Below are 23,690 nucleotides of genomic sequence, written 5' to 3'. Positions count from 1 at the left end.
TGGCGGGCACATTTTCTGCTGCGGCGGCATCCGCATGCGCTCGCGCCTATCCGGCCATAAAAGTTTAGATTCGGTCAGCCACGCTCGCGCAAACGACCGCGCGAGACATTCAAACGTTTGCGGCGCATCAAAACGATCGAAAAGCCGCACCGGCCCTCATTCCGCTTCGAACGCAGCCCCTACTTATGACTTTTAATAACCCTACGAGTTATGGTATTTTTGCGCGGCGCAGGAATCGGCGAAAACAGCCGGCATCTAGGTCTATTCGGCAGACGAACACGTCAGGGCCTACCGAACGGCCGTAGAAGCGCATACGTACATAAATGGGTCGGCATACCGCCCATACCGGGGAGCACGTTGAAAATCCGCTTTTCTAGACAGCACGGTTCGCACCGTCGAACCCTGCCGGGCATTGCGCTCGGCCTGGCATCCATTGCAATGGCGTCGATCGGCCTTGCACTCGGTACGTGCCGGCCAGCGATCGCGCAGACGCTCCCCGCGCCGATGCATCACGTCAATATTGCGCTTTACGAGGGCGAAAATCCGCCGATCGCGCTGCTGCAAGCCTTCGATGCATTGATTCTCGACCCGGCATCATCGTTCGATCCTAGTACGCATCCGCTTGCGCACACGGCTTATATTGCCCATATCGGCGCGTCGTCCGACGCAAGCGTCGACGCCTTCGTCGCGCAAGAGCTCGAGCCGCTGTGGCAACGCGGCTATCGCGGCGTGCTGCTCGACACGCCGGCCGGCTACGCCGCCATCGACGCGATTCGTACCGCGCACCCGGACGCGAAGATCGTCGTCGGCGGCGCGCGCGCGCTGGACGTCGCTCGCGCGCATCCGGGAAAAATTTACGCGGTGCTCGTCGAGGGGTTGTTTCGCGCGTCTTCGGATGCGGGCGACACGATGCCGGTCGCCGCCGACGCGCGTGCTGCCACACTAGCCGCCGCTCAGGATGTCGAACGCACAACGGGTACGCCGGTGGTCGCCGTCGACTATTGCGATGGGGCCGATCGTTCGTGCGCGCGACGCACGGCGCAACAAGCGCTCGCCGCGGGGCTCGACAGCTACGTGACCGATCCGGCACACGACGTGGTGGGCATCGGCCGCATCGAGGTCATGCCGCGCAAGGTGCTGGTCGTGCAAGACCTTCAGCCCGATCAACAGCTCGATCTGAGCCCCGGCGTCACCGCGGTGGCGACCCCGCTCAACTATCTGGGTTACGACGTTCAATACGCGCAGCTCGGCGCCCCGCTTCCGTCCGACGTCACACCCGACCGCTACGCCGGTGTCGTCGCCTGGATCGCGCACGATAGCGCGCCGAACCCGAACAAGTGGCGGGCGTGGGTCCAGCGCGCGATCGACGCGCATGTGCCGGTCGCGTTCTTCGGCCACTTGGGATTCGCCGTTGGCGGGCAAGGCGGCGCGCTTGGCCTGCAACCCATCGCCGCCACGCTGCACGGGCCTTTGAAGATCGTCGAGAAAGCGCCGATGATCGGTTTCGAAACGATGCCCACGCCCGATCCGCGCGATCTTCCGGCGATCCGTATCGTCGGCGGCGGCCAGTCGCTGCTCGGCATCGACGCCGCCGGAACGCGCGTGGATGCGGCCGGCATCATGCCGTGGGGCGGTTTCGCGCTGAACCAGTACAACGTGGTGTCGCTCGACAGCATCGAGCAGCAACGCTGGGCCATTCAGCCGATCTCGTTTCTGCGCGCCGCGCTGCGCTTGCCCGCGTTGCCCGCGCCGAACGTCACGACGGAAAACGGCAGGCGTCTGCTGATGGCACACGTCGACGGCGACGGTTTCGCTTCGCGCGCCGAGTTCCCGGGCCCCGATTATGCGGGACAAGCGCTCTACGACCAGATCTGGACCCGATATCCGATCCCGACGACGTTGTCGGTGATCGAAGGCGAGGTTGGCCCCGACGGGCTCTATCCGAAGGTCTCGCCCCGCCTCGAGCAGATCGCGCGACAGATGTTTGCGTTGCCGTACGTCGAAATCGGCACGCATACGTACTCACACCCGTTCACGTGGGAGAACGTCGATGCGAAGACGGGCGCGCACACGGACCGCGGCGGCAGCGACGCGGCGTTCTCGCTCAATATCCCCGGCTACACGTTCAATCTCGACCGCGAAATTTCGGGCTCGATCCGCTATATCGACAGCAGGCTCGCACCCGCGGACAAGCATGTCGTCGTCCTGCAATGGTCGGGCGACTGCATGCCGCCCGCTGTCGCCGTGCGAGCAGTCAGCGAAGCCGGCGTCTATAACTTCAACGGCGGCGACACGACGATCACGAAGGCCGACAACAGCTGGCTGAACATTGCGCCGATCGGGATCGACAAGGGGCCGAACGCCTACCAGGTGTTCGCGCCGAACCAGGACGAAAACGTCTATACGAACGACTGGCAGGGGCCCTTCTACGGCTTCACGCAAGTGCTGCAGACGTTCGACATGACCGACCGGCCGCTGCGGTTCAAGCCGATCGACATCTACTACCACATGTATAGCGGCACGAAGATGGCCTCGCTGCGCGCGCTCGACCAGATTTACCAGAGCGTGCTCGCGCAGCCGGTGCTGCCCGTGCATGTATCCGACTACATCCGCAAGGTACTCGACTGGCGTACGTTCGCGGTGGCGCGCGAGGCAGACGGATGGCTCGTCCGCGGTGACGGTGCCGTGCGCGAGCTGCACTGGAGCGGCGCCGACGTGCCCCGACTGGACGATGCGAACGGCGTAACCGGCTACTTCGCCGGTCCCGACGGCACGTACATCCACTTCGACGGAGGCAGCGCGCGCTTCGCGCTCGCACCGGCCGGCACGCGCAACGCCCTGCCCTACCTCGCACAGGCGAGCGGTTTCGTACGGCACTTCGAACGCGTGGGCCACGGGCTGCGTTTCGAGTTCGGCGGCTACTACAAGCCGTTTTTCGATGTCGCCAACGCGGCGCAGTGCCGGGCGTCGAGCGCCGGCAAACCGCTCGAGGCGCAGCGCGACGGCAACACGCTACGCGTGCGGATCCCGGGCGTCGCCGGACAGCATGTCGTTTATCAGCCGATCGAGGTCGACTGTGGCGGTTGACCGTCCGCGCATCGCTGCCCCTTTCATGCTCGCCGGCGCCGCTTGCGCCGTCGTTTGCGCGCTCGCCGCCACCTATGTGGCGGGCGGACTGCGCACGCGCATCGTGCACGACTCGGCCCCGAGCGAGTTGACCGTGGCCTATCTCGAGGCCTGGCTGCGGGGCGCGCCGACCGACCCGGACTACCTCTCCGCGCTCGCGAATCAGTATCTCGCGCTCGGCCGCTGCGACCAGGCACAAGCGACGGCGAGCCGTCTGTCCGCCCTTGGCGTGCAGCAGTCCCGCCGCCAAGCGATCCAGATCGAACTGCGCTGCGACGAGCAGCGCGCCTTCGCCGCCCCGGCCGATTCGCCGCGCCGCGCCGCGTTGTTGGCACGCGTCATCGCGCGTCTGGACGCCGCGGCCCAACTGGATTGGGACGTTCCTCAACTCGAATCGCTCAGCAAGCAGGCATTGTCGGTGGGCGCGCCAACCGTCGCCGCGCGTTACCAGCAGCGGCTCGCGCAGACCGATTCGGGCCGCCGCGTGTACTGGCAGCGCCAAGCGGCGCATCAATGGCTCGCCAGCGGCGAGTACCGTCGCGCCGCAGCAGCGTATTTCGCGGCGCAAGCGAGCGCCGCTAATATCGACGAAGCGCGCGACGCCTTCATCGCGGGCGTGCGGGCCCTGCAAGCGGGCAATTTGCTCGACGAAGCGCTGGCGCAGGCTCAGGCGCACGTAGACGGTCTTGCCGACGATCGGCGCACCCTGGAAGTGCTGCTGCAGTTGGCCCGCGCCGCGCAACGCCCCGATCTCGTCGATCGCTATGCGCGCGCCCTCATGAAGTTCGTCGATTCGCGCACGAACGAGCGCTCGCATGCCGAACGCTTGCGCCTCGCCGCCCTCGCCGGCACGCCGCCCGGCGGCGTCTGGCTGACGCTCGCGATGCCGCAAGACGGCAGGCCGGCCGAACGCTTCGCCGGCACGCCGCGCATCGGCTCGCACGAACACGCCATGCCCGCGGTTTGGAACGGCTCGCGCAGCGTAGGCCTGCTGCGTATTGCGGAGAAGGTGCCCGTGGGCGCATGGAGCGATACCCGCGCGGCGGCTGCAATCGCGGCCAGCCAGGCCGCGGGCGCGAAGGCCGAAGTGCAGGCCGCCGCCAGCGCACGCGCCAGCGAGGTTGCCGCCGCACGCTCGCCCGCATCGGCATCGGCATCGGCATCGGCTGCGAAGGCGCCGGCGTCCGCGCCGGCCGACCTCGCAACGACGCTCTATCAATCGTTCCTCGAATCGAACGATCTCGAGAACGCCGCGAAAATTGCCGGCGATCAAGTCGCCCGCCATCCCGACCGGCCCGAATGGCGCAAGCGACTCGCGCAAGTCGACGAATGGCGCAATCAGCCGGCCGCGGCGCTGCAGGCATGGCTCGCCTACGCTCGCCAGACCGACGATCCCGCCGGCTGGTCGAACGTGCAGCGGATCGCACCGATGCTCGACGACGATGCGTCGTACGTCCAAGCCCTGACCCACGCGGCCGACGCCGCGCCCGACAACCTGCAGCTCGTCGATGGTGTCATTGCCGCCGACGAGCGGCTCGGCCGACCCGACGACGCCCTCGCCTTCCTCAAAGCCCGCATGCACGGCGCGCAGCAAGAGCCGATGGCGAGCCGCTACGCGCTGTTGTCGGAACGCGCCGGATATATGCGCCAGGCGCTCGACACCTGGCAGACGCTACAGCACGCGCACCCGGAGAAGGTCGAGTACGCCGTGCACAGCGCAAACCTGCTGTACCGCACAGGCGACTACCGCGGTGCGCTGGACGCGCTCAAGGCTGTACGCGCGCACGCGACGGATCGAGACACGCTGTATTGGCGCACATACGGGCAGCTCGCGCGCTTGCTGCAAAACGACGCGGACAGCAACCTGGCCTTTCGCCACCTGCTCGCCGGCGGCGAAGCGACGCCCGAGGATCTGTCGGGCATGACGTTCTTCTACGAACGTCAGCCGCTGGATGCCGCGCGCGTCGCCGAGCTGCAATACGACAAGGGTCATGACGTGGCCGCGTTGCGCGAGGCGATCGACGCCTATCTGTCGGCCCATTCGCTCGCCCGCGCGGGCGCGCTCCTGCGGCGCTTAACGCCCACGCAGCGGCAAGACGCCGAGCGCGATCCCGCATTCTTGACCACGCGCGCGGAATTCGAACGCCAGCGCGGCGAACTCGATGCCGCGCTGGCCGATCTTCGGCGTGCGGTCGCGCTGCCCGGCGTCGGCGGCGACACGCGCGCCGCCTATCTTTGGATGTTGGTGGACGCCGGCAGCGCGGACGAAGTGCGAGCGGCGCTGGATCACTGGCGGGCGCGCTCGCTGGCCGACGAATCGCTCTGGGGGCCGTTCGCGGCCGGCGAGATGCGTTTGAACCGGCCGGTTGCCGCGCTACGCTACTTGCGCTTGCAGAGCGTGTCGAAGCAACGCGACCCGCTATGGCTGCTCACCTACGCGGATGCGCAGGAGATGGCCGGGCATCCGGGCATTGCTAGCGCGGTGCGGCGGCGCGTTTGGCTCGGGCTGCTCGCCACCGAGCGCCGCGCGAGCGCGACGACCGCCGCGAAGACGACAGCCGGCGAGACCGCCGACGCGGCGAAGGCCGCGGCCCCGTTGGAACTGCCGGCTCGCGGCGATTGGGAATCGGTCTCCCAACTGCAGGGGCGGCGTGCCGCGCTGGCCCAGACGCTGGCCAACGGCGACGCGGCGCTACGCCTGCTCGATTCGCTCACCTCCGGCGCCGATGCGTCCGGAGCGTCCGATGCTTCCGATGCTTCCGACGAGTCGCAACACAGCTTGCTCGGCAACACGCGCGGGTTGTCGCCCTTGCCGAGCGCCGAGGCGGGCCGCGCCGAACACCAGCGCGTGCGCGAAGCGGTCGCGCGCGATGTCGCCGTGGCGTGGGCGATCTCCGACGAGCGTTACAGCGTGGCCAAGCGCTGGCTGGCGCGCCGCTATGCGCACCGGTTGCTCGGGACGCAAGACGAACGCTTGGCCATCGCGCTGGCCGACGACGACGTTCAAACGATCCAACGCCTGCTGGACGAGCGCACCGCGGCGCTGCCGCTTTATAACCGTATCGACGCATCGATGCGCGTGGACCGCCAAGGCGAGGCGCAGGCGCGGGCGTTCGACGGCTTGGACGGCGCCCCGGACGATACGGAATTGCACACCCGGCTCGTCGATGCCACGACGTTCTGGAATCAGTCCGTCTATGCCTCGGTGGAAGACTACGTCGAACATCCGCTCGACTACGTCCAGCAAACGCTCGCCGCGAACGTGAAGCTGTCCGATCACTACATGCTCGGGCTGCACACGCAGCAACGCATGCAACGCACGGCCGACACGACACAGCTCGTGAACCTGCCGTCGGTCGACCGCTCGGCCGATCTCTACGCGCGCCGTCTCACGCACGATACGCAAATCACGCTCGACGTCGGCCGGCGTTACGCCGCCGATGCGTTTTATACGGCCCGCGCCGACGCCACGTTCGGACGCAACTCCCCCCTCTCGTTCACCGCCTCCGTTCAGCGCAGCGGCGAAGTGACCGAGCAGCAGACGCTGACGGTGGGCGGCGTCAAGGACGACGTCAGCGGCGGCGTGACCTGGCAGCCGACGCCGCGCTGGTCGTTCAGCGCCAGCATCGAAGCCGATCGCTTCTACAGCCAAGCGCGCACGTTCGTCGGCAGCGGCGTGCTGCAGCAAGCCGAACTCGACTACAAGATCAGGACCGAGTACCCGGACTACACATTGCGGTTCACGGGCGAGCACGGTGCTTACAACAACAGCGGCCAGCCCGACGCGCTGCTCGAGCATCTGGTGCCAGCCGCGCTCGGACCGTTCAGCGCCGCCAACTTCATGCCGAACAGCTTCACGCAGTTCGGCGCGTTCATCGGCTTCGGCAACGATCTGGCCGATCGCTACACGCACGCATGGCGCCCCTATCTGGATGTCGGCATGGTGCACGACACGAACCAGGGCTGGGGGGTCGAGACCGACGTGGGGATCGCGGGCTCTGTATTCGGCGGGGACCACGCGGCGGTGTACTTCCAACACGAGCGGGTCGCCGCGGCCGGCACCTCCTTAACCTTGATCGGCGTGCGTTACCGCTGGCTCTATTGAGCCTGGCACGATCGGCCGCTCGCGCTCACCGCTTTGAACTATCGAATGACCACCCAACAGGAAAACGACATGAAACCTTTCGACGCTATCCGTAAGGCTGCTGGATCGGCGATGGCCGTGGCCGTCGTGCTGGCGGCGAGCGCCTGCTCGTCGATCGACACGACGCCGGCGCCGACCCTTCATGCCGCCGATACGGTCGCCGTGCTGCCGATCGCGAACTACACCGAGACGCCCGATGCCGGCGACGCGGCACAGGCGATGGCGGCCAACGCGCTGCGTCACCTGGGCCTGGCCACGGTCGAAACCGTACCGGCCAACGCAAGCGACGATCAGTTCGATGCCACGAGCCATCCGGATCGGGACAAGGCGTTGGCCTGGGCTCGCGCACACCACGCCCGCTATTCGCTGTCCGGCGCCGTCGAAGAATGGCGCTATAAGGTGGGCGTGGACGGCGAGCCGGCGGTGGGCATGACCTTCGAGTTGCGCGATGTCGCCTCGGGCAAAATCGTCTGGAGCAGCACCGGCAGCCGCAGCGGCTGGAGCCGCTCCTCGCTCGGCGGCGTGGCACAAAGCTTGATCGGCAAGCTGCTTGCCCCGCTGGCGGCTCGCCGGTAAGCAGCGCATCATCGGAACCATCATGGACGCGAAGACTCCGGCTGCCCAGCCACGCGGCGCAGCAACCGCCCCCGCGCAACCCTCCGGCGCCGGCCAGTCGGCGGCAGCCGCGCGCAGCCTGCGCCGCTCCGAGCCGTACGGCAATCTCGGCCGGCTGCGGCGCTTGCTCGCACCCGCGGCGCAGCGTCCGTTCGCGATCCTCGAAAGCGCGGCCTTCACCGTCGCGGTGCTGGCGTTCGCTTGGGCGCTCGATCATGCGGACCCGCTGTTGCTGCACGGCAATTTTCCGTGGCTATGGCTCGTGCCCACGATCATTGCGCTGCGCTACGGCGTGTTCCTTGGCGCCGCTTCGGGGCTTGTGCTGGCCGGCGCCTGGCTGCTGCTCTATCCGGCCGGCGCCGCGTGGCCGGGCGCCTACTTTGCGGGCGGGCTGATACAGGTCATCGTCACCGGTCATTTCGGCGATACGTGGGCCGCGCGCGCGACGCGTGCCAATTCGACCAATCACTATCTGAACGACCGGCTCACCGCGCTGACGAACAATCACTACCTGCTGCGGTTGTCGCACGAGCGGCTCGAGAAAGATCTGCTGACGCGGCCCACCACGTTACGCGACTCGATCACGGAACTGCGTCAACTCTCGCTCGCGCGCGCGAGCGCCGACCGTACCGCGCTGCCCGGCGCGGCGAGGCTGCTCGAGTATGTCGCCCGCGTGTGTCAGATCGAAGTTGCCGCGCTGTACCCCGCGCGCGCCAGCAAGCCGGGCCGCACGCCGCTCGCGACCGTGGGCGCTGCCTCGGCGCTCGTCCCGAGCGATCCGCTCGTGCGGCTTGCACTCGAAAGCGGCAAGCTCGCGCACTTGAAATCCGAGCATCCGGGCGAGCAGGAAAGCCGGTATTTGGTGTGCGCGCCGTTGCTCTCGGCCGACGACACGCTGCTCGCGCTCTTGGTCGTCGAACGGATGCCGTTCTTGTCGCTGAACTACGACAACCTGCAGATGATGCTCGTGCTGCTCGGCTATTACGGCGATGGGGTCGAACATTCGCGCGTCGTGAGCGACGTGCTCGATGCCGTGCCCGGCTGCCCGCTCGAATTCGCGCTCGAATACGCGCGGCTCGCGCGACTGCAACGGACCAGCGGCATCGATTCGTCGGTCGTCGCGCTATCGTTCCCGCGCGACGAAGCGCACGATTCGCTGTTCGAACACGTCCTGCGGCGCGGCCGCTCGCTCGATCTCGCCTGGCCGCTGCAAACCGAGCGCCGATCGGTGTTGATCAACTTGATGCCGCTCACCGATTCCGCCGGTATCGACGGCTACGTCACGCGAATCGAGACGAACCTGCAAAGTCAATTCGACATCGATTTCGAACGTGCCGGCATCGCGGTGCATACCTTGCACGTCAGCGGCACCTCGACCGGCGCGAACCTCGCCGGGCTCGTGCATCGGGCGGATGCTCATGCGTGACGTCCGCTCCACGGCGATCACGGCGGCCGCGCTCGTCGCCGCAACGGCACTGCAGGTGGCGGCAATCGTCGGCGCGCTGCACGCGGGCCGCTTCGCCGATCCCCTCGTGGCGCTGCTCGCGTTGCAAGCGATCGTGGCCGTGGCCGAGGCGCTGGCTTTCCGCCGCCTGTTGCCGCCCGAGTTGCGCGAGCCGCGACGCACGGTGCTGCTGCATTTGTGGCTCGCCTGCATGCTCGTGCCCTGCGTGGGCGGACTCATCGAAGTCCTCGCGGCGACCTGGGGCAAGTGGGTCCCGATGCGGCGCGGCTTGCGCGACGCCGGGGTGGTCGGTCGCCCGGAATTCGTCAGCTACCTCGTCTCGCGCGTGGCGCACGGCGGCGGCGCACGGGTCCAGTCGCGCCTGGCAAACACGCGCGCGGCCACGAACGATCGGCTCGCGGCGCTGGTCGCCATTCAGGGATTGCCGACCCACACCACGGGCGCCCTATTGCGCGATTTGCTCGGCGATCCGGTGGACGATCTGCGTCTGCTGGCCTATGGCACGCTCGATCAGGCCGAGAACGAAATCGTGCACAAGATTTCCGACAGCAAGGATGCGCTCGTCGTCGCACTGAGCGACGACGAGCGCCGCGCCTTGCACCGCCGGCTTGCCGAGCTGCACTTCGAACTGGTGTATCAGCAGCTTGCGCAAGGCGACGTCTACCAACATACGCTCAAGCAAGCCGACGAACACGCGCAACGCGCGCAAGCGCTCCCCGGGGGCGAACACGACGCCGCACTGTGGGTGCTGCGCGCCCGGCTCGCGCTCGCGCAGCATCGGCCCACCGATGCCGCCCCGCTGCTCGAGCGCGCCAACGAACTCGGCTTTCCGCGCGAGCGGTTGCTGCCGTGGCTGGCGGAAGTCGCCTTCTTACAGGGCCAACATGCACGTGCCGCCGAGTTCGTCGCGGCGCTCGCGCAAGGCGCCGCCGCGCCGCCGCTCAAGAGCGTCGTGGATTACTGGACATCTTGATGAATACGTCGCTGAACCGTCGCGCCGCCGATGCGGACGTCTGCCTGCTGCTCGAAGGGACTTTTCCGTTCGTGCGCGGTGGGGTGTCGAGTTGGGTCAACGAAATGATCCGCGCCTATCCGAACACGCGCTTCGGCATCGTGTTTATCGGTAGCCGCGAAGAAGACTACTCGGGCGCCGCCTATGCGCTGCCGGACAACGTCGTCCATTTCGAGGCGCACTACTTGTACGAAAGCGCGCCCGCCGATGCGCTCCCGCCACGGGAAATCGCCGGCGACGCCGCGGCATTCGCACGCTCCGCACAGTTTCACGAAGCGCTGCGCGGCGCCCGCTCGCATGCCGACATCGGCAAGATGATGTCGGAGCTGCTCCCCATGCTCGGCACAGACGGGGCGCTCAGCGAAGCGCAGTTCCTGCACAGCCGCGAGGCCTGGCGCTTCATCGAAGAACAATATTCGCAGCACTGCACCGACCCCTCGTTCACGGACTATTTCTGGACGGTGCGGATCATGCACAAACCGCTGTGGCAACTCGCGCGCGTGGCCGCGCAGACATTGCGCGCACGCGTGTATCACACCGTCTCCACCGGCTACGCGGGCTATCTCGGTGCGCTCATGCACTACCGCACCGGCCGCCCGCTGATCGTCAGCGAGCACGGGATCTACACCAAGGAACGCAAGATCGATCTGCTGCAAAGCCGCTGGATTCGCGACAACCGCGGCCTATTCGAACGCGATGTCTCGAACGTGAGCTACTTCCGCGAGCTGTGGGTGCGCTTTTTCGAGGCGCTCGGTGCGCTTGCATACGGCGCAGCCGCGCAGATCACCGCGCTTTACGAAGGCAATCGGCTGCGCCAGGTCACGGACGGTGCCCGCCCCGAGCTGACTTGCACGATTCCCAACGGGATCGACGTCGATGGCTTGCGTCCGCTGCTCGCCCTTCGCGAGCGCGAGCGGCCGCGGCGCGTGGTCGCGCTCATCGGCCGCGTGGTGCCGATCAAGGACATCAAGACATTCATTCGCGCGATCTTTATCGCGACGCGCACGATGCCCGACATCGAAGGCTGGATCGTCGGTCCCGAGGAAGAAGATCCGACCTACGCGCGCGAATGCCGCGCACTCACGCAAAGCCTCGGGCTCGATACGAACGTGCGTTTCCTCGGATTCCAGCGGATACCCGACGTGCTGCCGAAAATCGACCTCGTCGCACTGAGTTCGATCAGCGAGGCCTTGCCGCTCGTCGTGCTCGAAGGATTTGCCGCGGGCGTGCCCGCCATCACGACCGACGTCGGCGCATGCCGCGAGTTGATCGAAGGCTTCAGCGCCGAGGATCGCGCGCTCGGCGCCGCCGGCGCGGTCGTGCCGATCGCCAACCCGGGCGCCTTCTCGCAGGCGGCGCTGACGCTGCTCGGCGACGACGCGCTCTGGCATGCCGCGCAACGTGCCGGCCTCGAGCGCGTGCAACGCTATTACGCGAAGCATCAGATGATCGACCGATTCCGCACGATTTACGAGCATGCCGCGGCGCAGCCCGATGCCGACACGGGCGCCGGCGATGCCGGCGCGCGCTGCCCGTTCCACCAAGAGCGCGCGAACCTCGCCCCGCGCCGCCTCTCGTTCAGGAGCCGCTGATGGCCGGCATCGGATTCGAACTGCGCAAGATCATGCGGCGCGACACCCTGACCGGTGTCACGCGCGCTTATGTCTACGCCGCCCTGATCAGCTCCGGTCCGTTGATTCTGTCGATCTTCGGGATCCTCATCATCGGTCTGCTGACGCTGACGGTGGTGGTACCGACCGTGCTGATCACCCAATTCCAGGTGTCGGTCACTTATATGATCGCGTTCAGCCTGATTCTCACGGGCCCGGTCCAGCTTTGGTTTACGCGATTCGTGTCGGACCGCCTGTTCGAAAAGCGCGACGACCTTGTGCTGCCGAACTATCACGCGGTGCTGCTCGTGACGACGCTGGCGGCCGGGACGTTAGCCACGATCGTGATGCTGCTGGGCTTTCGCGATCAGTCGCTGCACTACCGGATATTGATGGTGGCGGGCTTCGTCATCGTCAGCAACATTTGGATCGCGGTGATCTTTTTGTCCAGCGTCAAGCAATACTGGCAGATCCTCGCCTCGTTCGCCATCGGCTATGGCTTCGTGGTTGCGCTTGCGCTGTCCTTCGCCCACTACGGGCTGACCGGGCTGCTCGGCGGCTTCGTGGCGGGCCATTGGGTGTTGCTGCTGTGCTTGTCGGCATTGGTGCATCGGCATTACCGCAGCGAACGTTTCATGTCGTTCGAGGTGTTCCATCGGCGCTTGGCCTATCCGAGTCTCGCCTTCGTCGGCTTGCAGTTCAACCTCGGTATTTGGATCGACAAGATCATCTTCTGGTACGCCCCCGGCACGGGCAGCCGCGTGATCGGCTGGTTTCACGCGTCGATCATTTACGACATCCCCGTATTCATCGCCTACGTGTGCGTGATGCCGGCAATGGCGACGTTCCTCGTGCGCATCGAAGCCGATTTCGCGGAGTACTACGACGCGTTTTACGATGCCGTGCGCACCGGCGCAACGCTCCGGCGGATCAACGACATGCGCGACATGATGGTGCGCAGCGTGCGCACCGGGCTTTACGAAATCATCAAGGTGCAGACGGTCGTGTTGCTGCTGGTCGTCTCGTTCGGCGCGCCCCTGCTCTCGGCCCTCGGCATCTCGACGCTGTACCTGCCCCTACTGCTCGTCGACGTCATCTCCGCCAGCCTTCAGGTGCTGTTTCTCGGGCTGCTCAACGTGTTCTTCTATCTCGACGCGCGCATGGCCGTGTTGCGCCTGACGACCGCCTTCGTCGTGCTGAACGGTGCGTTCACGGGCTTCTCGTTGTGGCTCGGCCCGAGCACTTATGGCTACGGTTTTGCGGCGGCACTCGTGATCGTCGTGATCGCCGCCGTGCGGATGCTCGACGCGAAGTTCGCATCGCTCGAATATGAAACGTATATGCTGCGCGCGTGATGGGTAGGGGAATGGAATGAGACGATCGGTCAACTCGCGCCTGGCGCGCGGCCCTCGCCGGGAGCAGTGCGACGGCCGTGCGAAGAAGCCGCTGCGTTTTTTTGCGGTGGGGGCGTTGGCGCTCGCGCTTCGCGCATTCTTCGGCGCGGTGCCGGCCTGGGCCGAGGCGACACAGTCCGATCGGACGCCGACGGTCGCGTTCTACTATGGCGCGACGCCGCCCGTCGATGTGCTGGCCAGCTACGATATCGCGGTGCTCGAACCGGACAGCGGCTTCTTGCCGCGCGAACATCCCGAGCCGCAAACGCGTTGGTTCGCCTATGCGAGCGTCGGCGAGATCGGGCCGCAGCGCAGCTACTACCGCGACATCCCCGCCGACTGGTTCATCGGCCGCAATACCGATTGGAATTCGCATATCGTCGATCAAAGCAAGCCCGGCTGGCCCGCCTTTTTTGTGCGACATGTGATCGATCCGCTATGGAATATCGGGTATCGCGGCTTCTTTCTCGATACCCTCGATTCGTACCAGCTCGCGGTGAAGAGCGATACGGCGCGCGCGCTGCAGCGCGATGGCCTGGTGCGCGTCATCCACGCGATCAAGATGCGTTATCCGCACGCGCAACTGATCCTTAACCGGGGGTTCGAACTGTTGCCGCAGGTGCATGCCGATGTCGACGCGATCGCCTTCGAATCGCTGTTCAACGGCTGGGATCAGGGCCATCAGCGCTACGTGCCGGTGCCCGAGGCCGACCGCGCGTGGCTGCTGAGCCAGGCGCGCATCGTGCGCTCGCAGTACAAGCTGCCCGTGATCGCCATCGACTATTGCGCGCCCGACGACGACGCCTGCGCGCGCTCGAGCATCGAGCAGACCGACGCGTTGGGCCTCATTCCTTTCGTGACGGACGGCGCGCTGCAAACCGTGCGGCCGGCGCCGGTGCTCTCTCCGGGTGTGGGACAGACGACGGGCGGCGCACGCTAGATGTAGATCGCTAGATCGATATACCGGGGGTTACGACTTGTTCTTGCGACGATGCGGCGTCTTCGTCATAGCGAGCAACGCCCTCGAGCGCATTCGCCACTTGAATAGGTCGACGATACCCCATCCCAACCAGAGCAAGCAGAAAACGCCGCCTATCAGCAACAGCGCGGGAAAGACAAAGCTCCATCCGCTCGTATCCAGGACAGCATCGTTGCGCACCGCAAGCTGAGGATTCGTGGGCGACACGCGCAGTTGCGTCACGCCCGGCGCGCCGCAGTACCGCGCCTTGGCCGCCGCCCGTTCGCCCGCACTCGCGTCGTCCTCGCTCGGCGCCTTGTCGGCCGACCACTGTTCGTTGTAGCTGCGACGCTCACCCTCTCCATAACGCCAAGCGGCCGACACCTCCCAATAGCGGCTGCGCCGGCCTGGCTCGATCCACACCTCGCAACGATCGAGCTTGGCTTCGATCACCGGCCACCCCCGCGCTTGCACCAACCTCGTGGCCTCGGTCAAACCGTCCACCCCGAGCGAAGAGAAAAGACCGCCGAGCGCGAGTCGCCACGCAAGCCCGAAACCAATCAACAAGCGGTATGCGCCATTGCTCGGCCAATCGCGGGTTCTCATATCGAAGCGTCATATGCGTGGAAACGGGCTTTGCATACTACCAGGCGGTGTGCTAGCTTATACTCTCCCCCAGTATCTTGAACCCCGGCATGCCGCATACCGCAGAAGAGAAAAAGCGCGTTCTAGCTCGCGTCCGTCGCGTCAAAGGACAGATCGACGCGCTCGAGCGCGCGCTCGAGGAAGGCGCCGATTGCGGTCCGATTCTTCAGCAGATCGCGGCCGTGCGCGGCGCCATCAACGGCTTGATGGCCGGGGTGCTCGAAAGTCATTTACGAGAAGAGTTTTCGCATGTCGCGCAAGCGAACGGCGCGCAGCAAGGGTCGATCGACGATGTCGTCTCCCTCGTGCGTTCCTACCTTCGTTGATTCCGTCGATCGGCCCTGTCTTGAACGCGTCGATCGTACTTCGCCTCTTTTGCCCCAAGGATTGATATGAAATCACGTGCTGCCGTTGCGTTCGGGCCCGGCAAACCCCTCGAAATCGTCGAGATCGACGTCGAGCCGCCTCGTAAAGGCGAAGTGCTCGTCAAAATCACGCACACGGGCGTGTGCCACACCGACGCCTTCACGCTGTCCGGCGACGACCCGGAGGGGCTATTCCCCGCCGTGCTCGGTCACGAAGGGGCGGGCATCGTCGTCGAAGTCGGCGAAGGCGTGACCAGCGTGAAGCCGGGCGATCACGTGATTCCCCTCTACACCGCGGAATGCGGCGAGTGCCTGTTCTGCAAGAGCGGCAAGACCAATCTGTGCGTGGCGGTGCGCGCCACTCAGGGCAAAGGCGTCATGCCCGACGGCACTACCCGGTTCAGCTACAACGGCCAGCCGATCTATCACTACATGGGCTGCTCCACCTTCAGCGAATACACGGTCGTGGCCGAAGTTTCGCTGGCGAAGATCGATCCCGATGCCAACCCCGAACAGGTCTGCCTGCTCGGCTGCGGCGTGACCACGGGGTTAGGCGCGGTCAAGAACACCGCCAAGGTGCAGGAAGGCGATTCGGTGGCCGTGTTCGGCCTAGGCGGCATCGGCTTGGCCGTCATTCAAGGCGCCAAGCTGGCCAAGGCCGGCCGCATCATCGCGATCGATACCAACCCCGGCAAATTCGACCTGGCGCGCGTGTTCGGCGCGACCGATTGCGTAAACCCGAAAGATCACGAAAAGCCGATCCAGCAAGTGATCGTCGAGATGACGGGCTGGGGCGTCGATCACAGCTTCGAATGCATCGGCAACGTGAATGTCATGCGCGCAGCGCTGGAATGCGCCCACCGCGGCTGGGGCCAATCGGTGATCATCGGTGTGGCGGGCGCGGGGCAAGAGATTTCCACGCGGCCGTTCCAGCTCGTCACCGGACGCCGTTGGCTCGGCACCGCATTCGGCGGCGTGAAGGGACGCTCGCAATTGCCCGGCATGGTGGAAGACGCCATGGCCGGAAAGATCCAGTTGGCGCAGTTCGTGACCCACACGAAAACGCTGGCCGAGATCAACGAGGCGTTCGACCTCATGCACGAAGGCAAATCGATTCGCACCGTCGTTCACTATTGATCGGAGCGGAATCGGCTCACTATCGGCTCACTATCGGCTCATTATCGGCTCATTATCGGCTCAGGGTCCGGGCGAAACTGGCTCACATCGGCTCACTAGGCTGAAATCGGCTCGCAATCGGCTCACAATCCGCTCAGATGCTTGCGTATCGGCTCATATCGGCTCACAATCAGCTCACCCATGAGCCGATTGTGAGCCGATTTCATGAACGCATCTCTTCCAGACGCGGAGATCTTGCGCGCGCTTGCCACGTTGAGTGCCGAGAGTCCGTTGCCTGCCACCTCCGCCCGCCTCGCCGCGGCATCCGGTAAAAGCCCGGCAACGGTCAAACGCGCGCTCGAAAAACTGATCGCCAGTGGGCGTGTCATTCGGCACGGCAGCGCCCGGGCGACGCACTACACGCTGGCCGAGCCGGCCGGCTCCGTTGCGGTCCCTGCACCGATCGCAACGGTCCAGGCTGAACCGAAATGGACCGCTCAGAGCATGTCGATTAAAGCGCAGCTCGCCGTGCCTTTGGCCGCACGGGAGCCGGTGTCGTACAAGCGCGAATTCGTCGACCGCTATGAACCCAACCGGAGTTGGCTCCTTCCCGAGACGCTGGCCATGGACCTCGCACGCGAGGGACGCATGCAAGGTCGCCAGAGCGCAGGCACCTATGCGCGCAAAGTGCTCGAGCAATTGCTGATCGATCTGTCGTGGTCGTCGTCGCGGTTGGAGGGAAACCGGTATTCGCTGCTCGATACCAAGCGTCTTTTCGAAAGCGGCGCGACCGATGGCGATTTCGATGCCATCATGCTGCTCAACCATAAAAGCGCGATCGAGTTTCTCGTCGACGCCGTACCGGAGGAAGGGCTCTCGTCCGGGCTCATCCGAAATGTACACGCGGTGCTCATGCGCGATCTGCTCGTGGATGTCCACGCGCTCGGTACGATCCGAAAAAAGATCGTGAACATCAGCGACACCGTTTATCTGCCCGCGCAAGCTCCGTCGGTTCTTCAAGAGATGTTTGCGCATATCGTCGATAAGGCGAAGTCGATCCGCAATCCCGTTGAGGCAGCGTTTTTTCTTTGGGTGAATCTCGCGTACCTACAACCTTTCGAGGACGGTAACAAGCGTACGAGCCGCCTAGCCGCCAACATTCCGTTGATGCTCTACAACTGCGCCCCCCTATCGTTCCTCGACGTCGATCAAAACGACTACGCGACTGCGATGATGGGCGTCTACGAATATCGCGACGTTTCCATTGCCGTCGATTTTTTCGAATGGATCTATCGTCGCTCGATCAAGAAGTACGCCGTCGTACTCGAAGCGATGGGCGCACCCGATCCGCTCCGCCTGCGCTACCGGCAAGCGCTCAACGACGCGATCGCCCTCGTGGTACGCGAACGCAAAACATTGGATGCCGTGATCGCGGAACTGGGACTCGGCACGCAAGCCGACTCGGGTTTCCGCACGCTGCTCGATGAAGAGCTGGCCGCGCTCGAAGTGTTCAATTGCGCGCGCTATCGTCTGACGATGAGTACGACCCAGGCCTGGATTGACGACGGACGGCCTCGATGAACGAAGACGGCCATGCTCCGCGCGCGTGCGACGACGGCATGGCGAACGGCGCCTCGCACCAAATAGTGCTTGACCTTCCCATGGTGGGAGAGTCGAGAATGGCGCCATTCCTCAACGCTCGATGCCTCATGCTTCGTTGGCGCACGCTGATCCTCGCTATCGTGCTCGTTCTCGGGTTGCCGTTCCGGTTCGCCGAGGCGGCGCAGATGCCTTGCCACGCCGCCTCGGCGGGCGCGGCCGCCACCGTATTGGAGCAAACGCATCATGCGATGAAAGCGCACACGCAAGCAACGCCGAGCGCTGTCGCGATCATGGCCCCCGGCGAGCGTAGCCACGCCTGTAGAGGATCGATGACCGATCGCCATCCTTCGGGGCAATGCGGCATGAACGCGCCCTGCTGCGGCGGCGCATTGCCGGCCGCGCAGCCGCGGATCGATGCTCCAGCCCTGTCCATGCTATTCGTCATTCGCGTGGTATCGGATCCGGCTTCGCCCTTTCTAACGGACGGCGTCGATCGCCCGCCGCGCCCCGCCCTCGTTTGATCGATCCTGCCGCCGTACTACGCTCGTGCGGCCGGACGAACGACCCGGCAGCCGAGGGCTGTCCGGTTAGCGACTAACGAGGAAATCACATGCTTAACTTCGACGATGCGCCGATCGCCACGGCGCCGGATACGCACGCGGCAAACCGCCGTTCATTCCTAAAGGGCGTTGCGGCGAGCGCGGCCGCGGTTGCCTTGGGCCCCCTTGCCTTGCCGTCAGCTCGGGCCGCTGGATCGCCGGCCGCCGGTTCGCCGGCCGCTTCATCGACAACCGCCACAGGCGCCGTACGGCTCGCCGTCGTGCGTCGAACCATCGAGGTGAACGGCCGTGCGGCGAACGTCTACGGTATCGAGCAGCCCGACGGCACGCCAGGCATCAGGCTGCGCGAAGGCGATGCATTCGATGTGGTCCTGCAAAACGCGATTGCGGAAGCGACCAGCGTGCACTGGCACGGCCTCACGCCCCCATGGCCGAGCGACGGCATGCCCGGCGCGCCGCTTCCCCCCATCGCCGCCGGCGCCTCTCGGTCGTTCGATTTTCCGGTCGGGCGCGCAGGGACCTATTGGATGCACGCGCACTCCTTGCAAGAGCAGCAGCTGCTCGCCGCGCCGCTGATCGTCGCAGAAAAAGACGCCGAGCGGCGCGACGAACAAGAGGTGGTGATCCTGCTGCACGACTTTTCGTTCAAATCGCCCGAGGACATCCTCGCTGGGCTCACGAAGAACACGCATGCGGGCAGTCGCATGAATCACGGCGCGATGAGCGGCATGTCCATGGACACGCACGACATGTCGGGGATGAATATGGCCGGCATGGACATGTCGGGGTCCGGGCACGGCTCGATGAAGGGCATGCCAATGGACTCTGCGATGGCGCCCGATCTGAACGATTTCGACTACGACGCCTATCTCGCGAACGACCGGACGCTCGCCGATCCGCAGATCGTGCAAGTCGAACGGGGCGGCCGCGTGCGCGTGCGCGTGATCAACGCGGCGGCTGCAACGGCCTTCACGCTTGACCTCGGTGCGCTCGACGGCACGCTGATCGCGGTCGACGGCCAGCCGATCCGGCCCGTGACGGGCCGGCGCTTTCCGCTTTCCATGGCGCAACGAATCGACGTACTGCTACGGCTGCCCAACAGTGGCGGCGCGTTCCCGATTCTTGCGTTGCGCGAGGGTGCGCGTGAACGCACCGGGATCGTGCTCCGCACGACCGGCGCGGCGATTGCCAAGCTGGCCTCGACCGGCGCGGCGTCGGGGCCGGTCCTGGGTCTCGGGCTCGAGTCGCGCCTTCGCGCGCTGACCCCGCTTGCGCAACGACGTGCCGACAAAGCATTCGACATGGCGTTGACGGGCGACATGGCGACCTACCGTTGGGGGCTCGAGACCCGACCGCGATTGACGGTCGATCGCGGCAATCGCGTCGAGGTCACGCTGCGCAACACGACGATGATGGCGCACCCGATGCACCTGCACGGTCATCACTTCCAGGTCGTGGCGATCGACGGACGGCGCTTTCCAGGCGCCGTGCGCGACACCGTGCTCGTGCCGCCGCAACGCGCCGTCACGATCGCGGTGGATGCCGACAATGTGGGGCAGTGGCCGTTGCATTGCCATCATCTCTACCACATGGAAACGGGCATGATGACGACCTTCGCGTACCGGGTCTAAGCGGCACACGTGCGGGATCGCCGTGCGATCTCGCGCGGCGGCGGGGCGCTTGGGGGTATTCGCTGACACTAGCCATGACGTTCGTCCTGCGAGTATCTTTCTCTTGGCGAACGTCTCGAACGTCGCGAATCGCGAACTCTCCGCCGCCACCGAAAACATGAACTATCACGTCACCTACGAGCACAGTCTGAAGAGCGCACCGGACGACTTTATCGTGCATGTCCCGTGTCAGCTCGTCGACAACGTCCCGGACGACATCCCGCGGGCGCTGCTCCCCGAATTCATCACGAAGCTGATTCTGAGCCGCTCGCCGCAGATCGGAAAAATTCGCGACTTGCGGCTTTTGTAAAGCACATGACCGATAACACCCTGCCGTCGAGCGATGCAGCCCTTTTACAGGCGTACTACGGAGCGTGGTCGCAGCAGTGGATCGATACCCGCCCCCTAAAGAATGTGCTCGCTCGCGCATCGAACGTCCTATGGGTCGGCAGCTATTTCTCGCTGGCCGAGCCGTGGGCGAACGCGTCGTGGACGCTTGCGGACGTGGACCGCGATATGTTGGACATTGGGCGGCGCGTCTTGCCGGACGCCCACACCGTACAAGCGGATATCCGCCAATTGCCCTTTTGCGGGACATTCGACACGATCGTCGTGCTCGGTGCCGTGACGGCTTATCTGCTCGACGACGACTCGGTCGAACGCGCCGCCGCTTCGCTCGCCGGCTGCCTCGCGCGTACCGATCGCGCCCGAGTATTGATCGATGCCTACGATGCCGAATCGATCCATTCGACTTCCTATTTCGAAGGCGAAACGACTTGGTCGTCGGACGACGCAACATGGACACGGCAGGCACGGGTGCAGCCGCTGCAAACCCCGTTAGACGTATTTGCGGCGTCGCTATCGGTAACGCGAGAAACGCCCGACCAGTGCCGCTCGGCCCGTTTTCATTTCACCCAGCGCGCGTTTTTCGGCGAACGGTTGGCGAATTTGATGGGAAAGCGCGGGCTACGCTTGCTGACCGCCGAATCGAATGCAAAACATGGCCGTTTGTATCAGATCTATTCCCTCGAAAAATGAAGCGCTCCGCAGCGACAGGCGGCGCTCACACCACTCCCCCACCGCATACGAAAATGCCCGCTCGCGCGGGCATTTTCTTCAAGCGTCGATACGCACGGCGCTTATTGCTTGGCGCGATCGAGTGCCGGCCATTTCGCAAAAGCGAAGACCCAGATCATGATGAGATTGACGATCGGCACGAACATCGTCAGAAACCACCATCCCGAATAGCCTGCACGGCGGATGATCCGGACTTGCGGATAAAGCATCACGATCATCATGACGACGACCAACACCCCGTACCATATACCAAAAGCTTGCATTTTTCTTCTCCAGTGGCGCATGACATCGTTATCGATGCAGGATGCCGCCTGCATCGCGGTTTCATCTCAGGCCGCGATTCATGTGTGGCCTGCTTTCGATGCAGCGCGTTACGTTCAATGTCTTCGGTGGCAAACCGATATACCTGCGCGACTCTCACGCGCAGCTCCTAAACGGAGCGACGGCATTATATCGCTATGGGGCGCGTCGCGCGCCCCCGGCCTCGCGTCGCGAGCTTAGGAAGCGCGTGCTGCTGCCGAATGATATCGATCAACGTCAACAGCGCCGGATGTTTAAACCGGCGACTGCTGTAATAAATGTGAAACGGGTCCTCCGGATAAGCATGCTTTTCCAATACGATCCGCAGTTCGCCCCGTGCCAATTCGTCGGCAATTCGGGCCTCGAGCACGTAAGCGATACCTAAGCCGGCTTTACAAGCGCTAATCGTCGTGGCCGTATCGTTGATGGTCAGCAGACCCGGAACGCGCAGACGGCGCGCTTGCCCTTTCTCTTTTAACTCCCAGCGATAGCTCGAATTATCGCCCAGCAGGAGCTGAAGGCCCGTGTGATTGGAGAGTTCATCGAGCACGCGCGGCGAGCCATGGCGATCGAGATAGGCAGGCGCAGCCGCGAGAACCCAACGCTGCGGCCCCGACAGTGGAACCGCGACCATATCCTCAGGCACGTAATGCCCGTAACGAATCCCGGCATCGTAGCCCTCGGCCACAATATCGATCGGCCTGTTTTCGACGACGACCGTGAGCCGCGCATCGGGACATTGACGGGCGAATTCCGGCAGCGCAGGCGCAATCAGCAAATGCGCGGCATCGGCGAAGACGTTCAAGCGAATCTCTCCGAGGCGCGCGGTGCCCGGCGCGTCGAACGTCTCGAGGGCCGAGCCGATTTCGTTGAACCCGTTTTCCAGCCGGGCCGCTAAATCGGCGCCGACCGCGGTGGCGGAAACCGCCCGGCTCGACCGATTCAACAGCTTCGCCCCGAGTCGATCTTCGAGTCGGCGCATGGCATGGCTGAGCGCGGACGGCGTTTGCCCCAATTCGATCGCAGCCAGCGTGAAGCTACGGCACCTGACGATCGTCAAGAACGATTTGAGGTCGGCGAAGTCGATCCGGTCCGTCTTTGGCATGATGAGTGCGCTTCAGTAGCTCGATGAATGCCGTTCATTCTATACCGTGCAATCATGGCGATCAGGCCGATGCGCGCGATACGTCGGCGCCACCAGCCAAAGCCATTCGGCCTTTCAACGGGGGAAGTCATGCCCAGTTTCGAACACATGCGTATCAGCGATCTCGCGGGAACGAAGGTTCTCGTCACGGGCGGATCGACCGGCATCGGTGCGGCCGTCGTTCGCGCCTTCGCCGCGCAGGGGGCGCACGTCGTGGCGCATTACAACGAGAGCGAGGCGCAGGCGCGCGCGCTATCCGCCGAATGCCCCGATCGGATCAGTCTTGTTCAAGCCGATCTGAGCGAAGCCGGCAGCGCCGTTCGCCTCGTTCGAGCGGCGGCCGACAAGCTCGGAGGACTCGACGGACTGATCAACAATGCCGGCGGTATGCTCGGCCGCATCAAAACCGTGGATATGCCGCCGGGCCATTTCGACCGCGTCGTCGATCTCAACGCCCGCTCGGTATGGGATGCAACGCTCGCCGCCCACCCGTTCCTGAAGCAAACGGGCGGATATGTCGTCAACACCTCGTCGATCGCCGCCCGCACTGGCGGCGGCGCGGGAGCGGTGCTCTATGCCGCCACGAAAAGTTTCGTCAGCAGCTTGACGCGTGGCCACGCGAAGGAATTCGTCGCCGACGGCATTCGCGTCAACGCCGTGGCGCCGGGACTCATCCAAACGCCGTTCCACGACAAATACACGCCGCCGGACATTCTCGCCGCGCAAGCCGCGGCGATCCCGATGGGCCGAGCGGGTCTGCCGGAAGAATGCGTCGGCGCATTTCTGTTTCTGGCCTCGCCTACCCTGTCGGGCTACATCACCGGGCAGATCATCGAAGTGAACGGCGGGCAATGGATGCCTTGAATGAAGAAAACGAAAGAGGAAAC

General features: G+C 64.9%; 19 protein-coding genes. 16 read left to right on the top strand and 3 right to left on the bottom strand.

Going from position 1 to position 23,690, the window contains the following annotated elements; genetic code table 11:
- Nucleotides 1–438: 438 nt before the first annotated feature.
- The 8 genes from ACTHN9_RS07775 (at nucleotide 439) to ACTHN9_RS07740 (ending at nucleotide 14,306) form a co-directional block, all read left to right on the top strand.
- Nucleotides 439–3,087 carry a sugar ABC transporter gene (locus ACTHN9_RS07775; protein ID WP_440536177.1) on the top strand — a complete coding sequence of 883 codons (2,649 nt, stop codon included), beginning with the start codon at nucleotides 439–441 and terminating at the stop codon, nucleotides 3,085–3,087.
- On the top strand, nucleotides 3,077–7,231 hold the full coding sequence (locus tag ACTHN9_RS07770; RefSeq protein WP_440536176.1) for a tetratricopeptide repeat protein: 4,155 nt from the start codon (nucleotides 3,077–3,079) through the stop codon (nucleotides 7,229–7,231). The genes ACTHN9_RS07775 and ACTHN9_RS07770 overlap by 11 nt, the downstream gene beginning before the upstream one ends.
- Nucleotides 7,232–7,300: 69 nt before the next feature.
- A complete protein-coding gene (locus ACTHN9_RS07765; protein ID WP_440536175.1) occupies nucleotides 7,301–7,846 on the top strand; it encodes a penicillin-binding protein activator LpoB in 546 nt (181 codons plus the stop codon).
- Nucleotides 7,847–7,868: 22 nt separating this feature from the next.
- The gene (locus tag ACTHN9_RS07760) at nucleotides 7,869–9,311 is read left to right on the top strand and encodes a PelD GGDEF domain-containing protein (protein WP_440536174.1); all 1,443 of its coding nucleotides are present in this window, start codon (nucleotides 7,869–7,871) and stop codon (nucleotides 9,309–9,311) included.
- Complete coding sequence (locus tag ACTHN9_RS07755; protein ID WP_440536173.1) at nucleotides 9,304–10,323, top strand: hypothetical protein; 1,020 nt, start codon at nucleotides 9,304–9,306, stop codon at nucleotides 10,321–10,323. Before ACTHN9_RS07760 ends, ACTHN9_RS07755 begins: the two co-directional genes overlap by 8 nt.
- Nucleotides 10,323–11,954 (top strand): GT4 family glycosyltransferase PelF, encoded by a 1,632-nt coding sequence (gene pelF, locus ACTHN9_RS07750; protein WP_440536172.1) that lies wholly within the window; start codon nucleotides 10,323–10,325, stop codon nucleotides 11,952–11,954. Before ACTHN9_RS07755 ends, pelF begins: the two co-directional genes overlap by 1 nt.
- The gene (pelG, locus tag ACTHN9_RS07745; protein ID WP_440536171.1) at nucleotides 11,954–13,327 is read left to right on the top strand and encodes an exopolysaccharide Pel transporter PelG; all 1,374 of its coding nucleotides are present in this window, start codon (nucleotides 11,954–11,956) and stop codon (nucleotides 13,325–13,327) included. Before pelF ends, pelG begins: the two co-directional genes overlap by 1 nt.
- A 16-nt stretch (nucleotides 13,328–13,343) precedes the next feature.
- Entirely contained in the window at nucleotides 13,344–14,306 is a 963-nt protein-coding gene (locus tag ACTHN9_RS07740) for an endo alpha-1,4 polygalactosaminidase (RefSeq protein WP_440536170.1), read from the top strand.
- Nucleotides 14,307–14,336: 30 nt separating this feature from the next.
- On the opposite strand, the gene ACTHN9_RS07735 is transcribed toward ACTHN9_RS07740, so the two are convergent.
- On the bottom strand, nucleotides 14,337–14,930 hold the full coding sequence (locus ACTHN9_RS07735) for a hypothetical protein (RefSeq protein ID WP_440536169.1): 594 nt from the start codon (nucleotides 14,928–14,930) through the stop codon (nucleotides 14,337–14,339).
- Nucleotides 14,931–15,019: 89 nt separating this feature from the next.
- Here ACTHN9_RS07735 and frmR point away from each other — a divergent pair, with 89 nt between their 5' ends.
- The 7 genes from frmR to ACTHN9_RS07700 all read left to right on the top strand — a co-directional run bounded on the left by frmR (nucleotide 15,020) and on the right by ACTHN9_RS07700 (nucleotide 21,320).
- Entirely contained in the window at nucleotides 15,020–15,295 is a 276-nt protein-coding gene (gene frmR, locus ACTHN9_RS07730; protein ID WP_440536168.1) for a formaldehyde-responsive transcriptional repressor FrmR, read from the top strand.
- 66 nt (nucleotides 15,296–15,361) lie between these two features.
- Nucleotides 15,362–16,471 (top strand): S-(hydroxymethyl)glutathione dehydrogenase/class III alcohol dehydrogenase, encoded by a 1,110-nt coding sequence (locus ACTHN9_RS07725; RefSeq protein WP_440536167.1) that lies wholly within the window; start codon nucleotides 15,362–15,364, stop codon nucleotides 16,469–16,471.
- Nucleotides 16,472–16,675: 204 nt separating this feature from the next.
- Nucleotides 16,676–18,031, top strand: a complete 1,356-nt coding sequence (locus ACTHN9_RS07720) for a Fic family protein (RefSeq protein WP_440536166.1) — start codon at nucleotides 16,676–16,678, stop codon at nucleotides 18,029–18,031.
- A gap of 128 nt (nucleotides 18,032–18,159) precedes the next feature.
- A complete protein-coding gene (locus ACTHN9_RS07715; protein WP_440536165.1) occupies nucleotides 18,160–18,573 on the top strand; it encodes a hypothetical protein in 414 nt (137 codons plus the stop codon).
- A gap of 89 nt (nucleotides 18,574–18,662) precedes the next feature.
- Entirely contained in the window at nucleotides 18,663–20,243 is a 1,581-nt protein-coding gene (locus ACTHN9_RS07710) for a multicopper oxidase family protein (RefSeq protein WP_440536164.1), read from the top strand.
- A gap of 157 nt (nucleotides 20,244–20,400) precedes the next feature.
- Entirely contained in the window at nucleotides 20,401–20,592 is a 192-nt protein-coding gene (locus ACTHN9_RS07705; RefSeq protein WP_440536206.1) for a hypothetical protein, read from the top strand.
- Nucleotides 20,593–20,597: 5 nt separating this feature from the next.
- Complete coding sequence (locus ACTHN9_RS07700; protein ID WP_440536163.1) at nucleotides 20,598–21,320, top strand: class I SAM-dependent methyltransferase; 723 nt, start codon at nucleotides 20,598–20,600, stop codon at nucleotides 21,318–21,320.
- A gap of 101 nt (nucleotides 21,321–21,421) precedes the next feature.
- Here ACTHN9_RS07700 and ACTHN9_RS07695 read toward each other — a convergent pair whose 3' ends face one another.
- Both ACTHN9_RS07695 and ACTHN9_RS07690 read right to left on the bottom strand, forming a co-directional pair.
- A complete protein-coding gene (locus ACTHN9_RS07695; protein ID WP_440536209.1) occupies nucleotides 21,422–21,622 on the bottom strand; it encodes a hypothetical protein in 201 nt (66 codons plus the stop codon).
- 185 nt (nucleotides 21,623–21,807) lie between these two features.
- On the bottom strand, nucleotides 21,808–22,764 hold the full coding sequence (locus ACTHN9_RS07690; protein ID WP_440536162.1) for a LysR family transcriptional regulator: 957 nt from the start codon (nucleotides 22,762–22,764) through the stop codon (nucleotides 21,808–21,810).
- Between the two features lie 129 nt (nucleotides 22,765–22,893).
- On the opposite strand from ACTHN9_RS07690, the gene ACTHN9_RS07685 reads away from it, so the two are divergent.
- Nucleotides 22,894–23,667 (top strand): SDR family NAD(P)-dependent oxidoreductase, encoded by a 774-nt coding sequence (locus ACTHN9_RS07685; protein ID WP_440536161.1) that lies wholly within the window; start codon nucleotides 22,894–22,896, stop codon nucleotides 23,665–23,667.
- Nucleotides 23,668–23,690 lie beyond the last annotated feature (23 nt).

The sequence above is a fragment of the Trinickia sp. genome (genome assembly GCF_051953405.1).
Taxonomy (GTDB): Bacteria; Pseudomonadota; Gammaproteobacteria; order Burkholderiales; family Burkholderiaceae; genus Trinickia.
The sequence above is the reverse complement of the archived record's forward strand: the minus strand, read 5'-3'. Positions and strand labels throughout refer to the sequence as shown.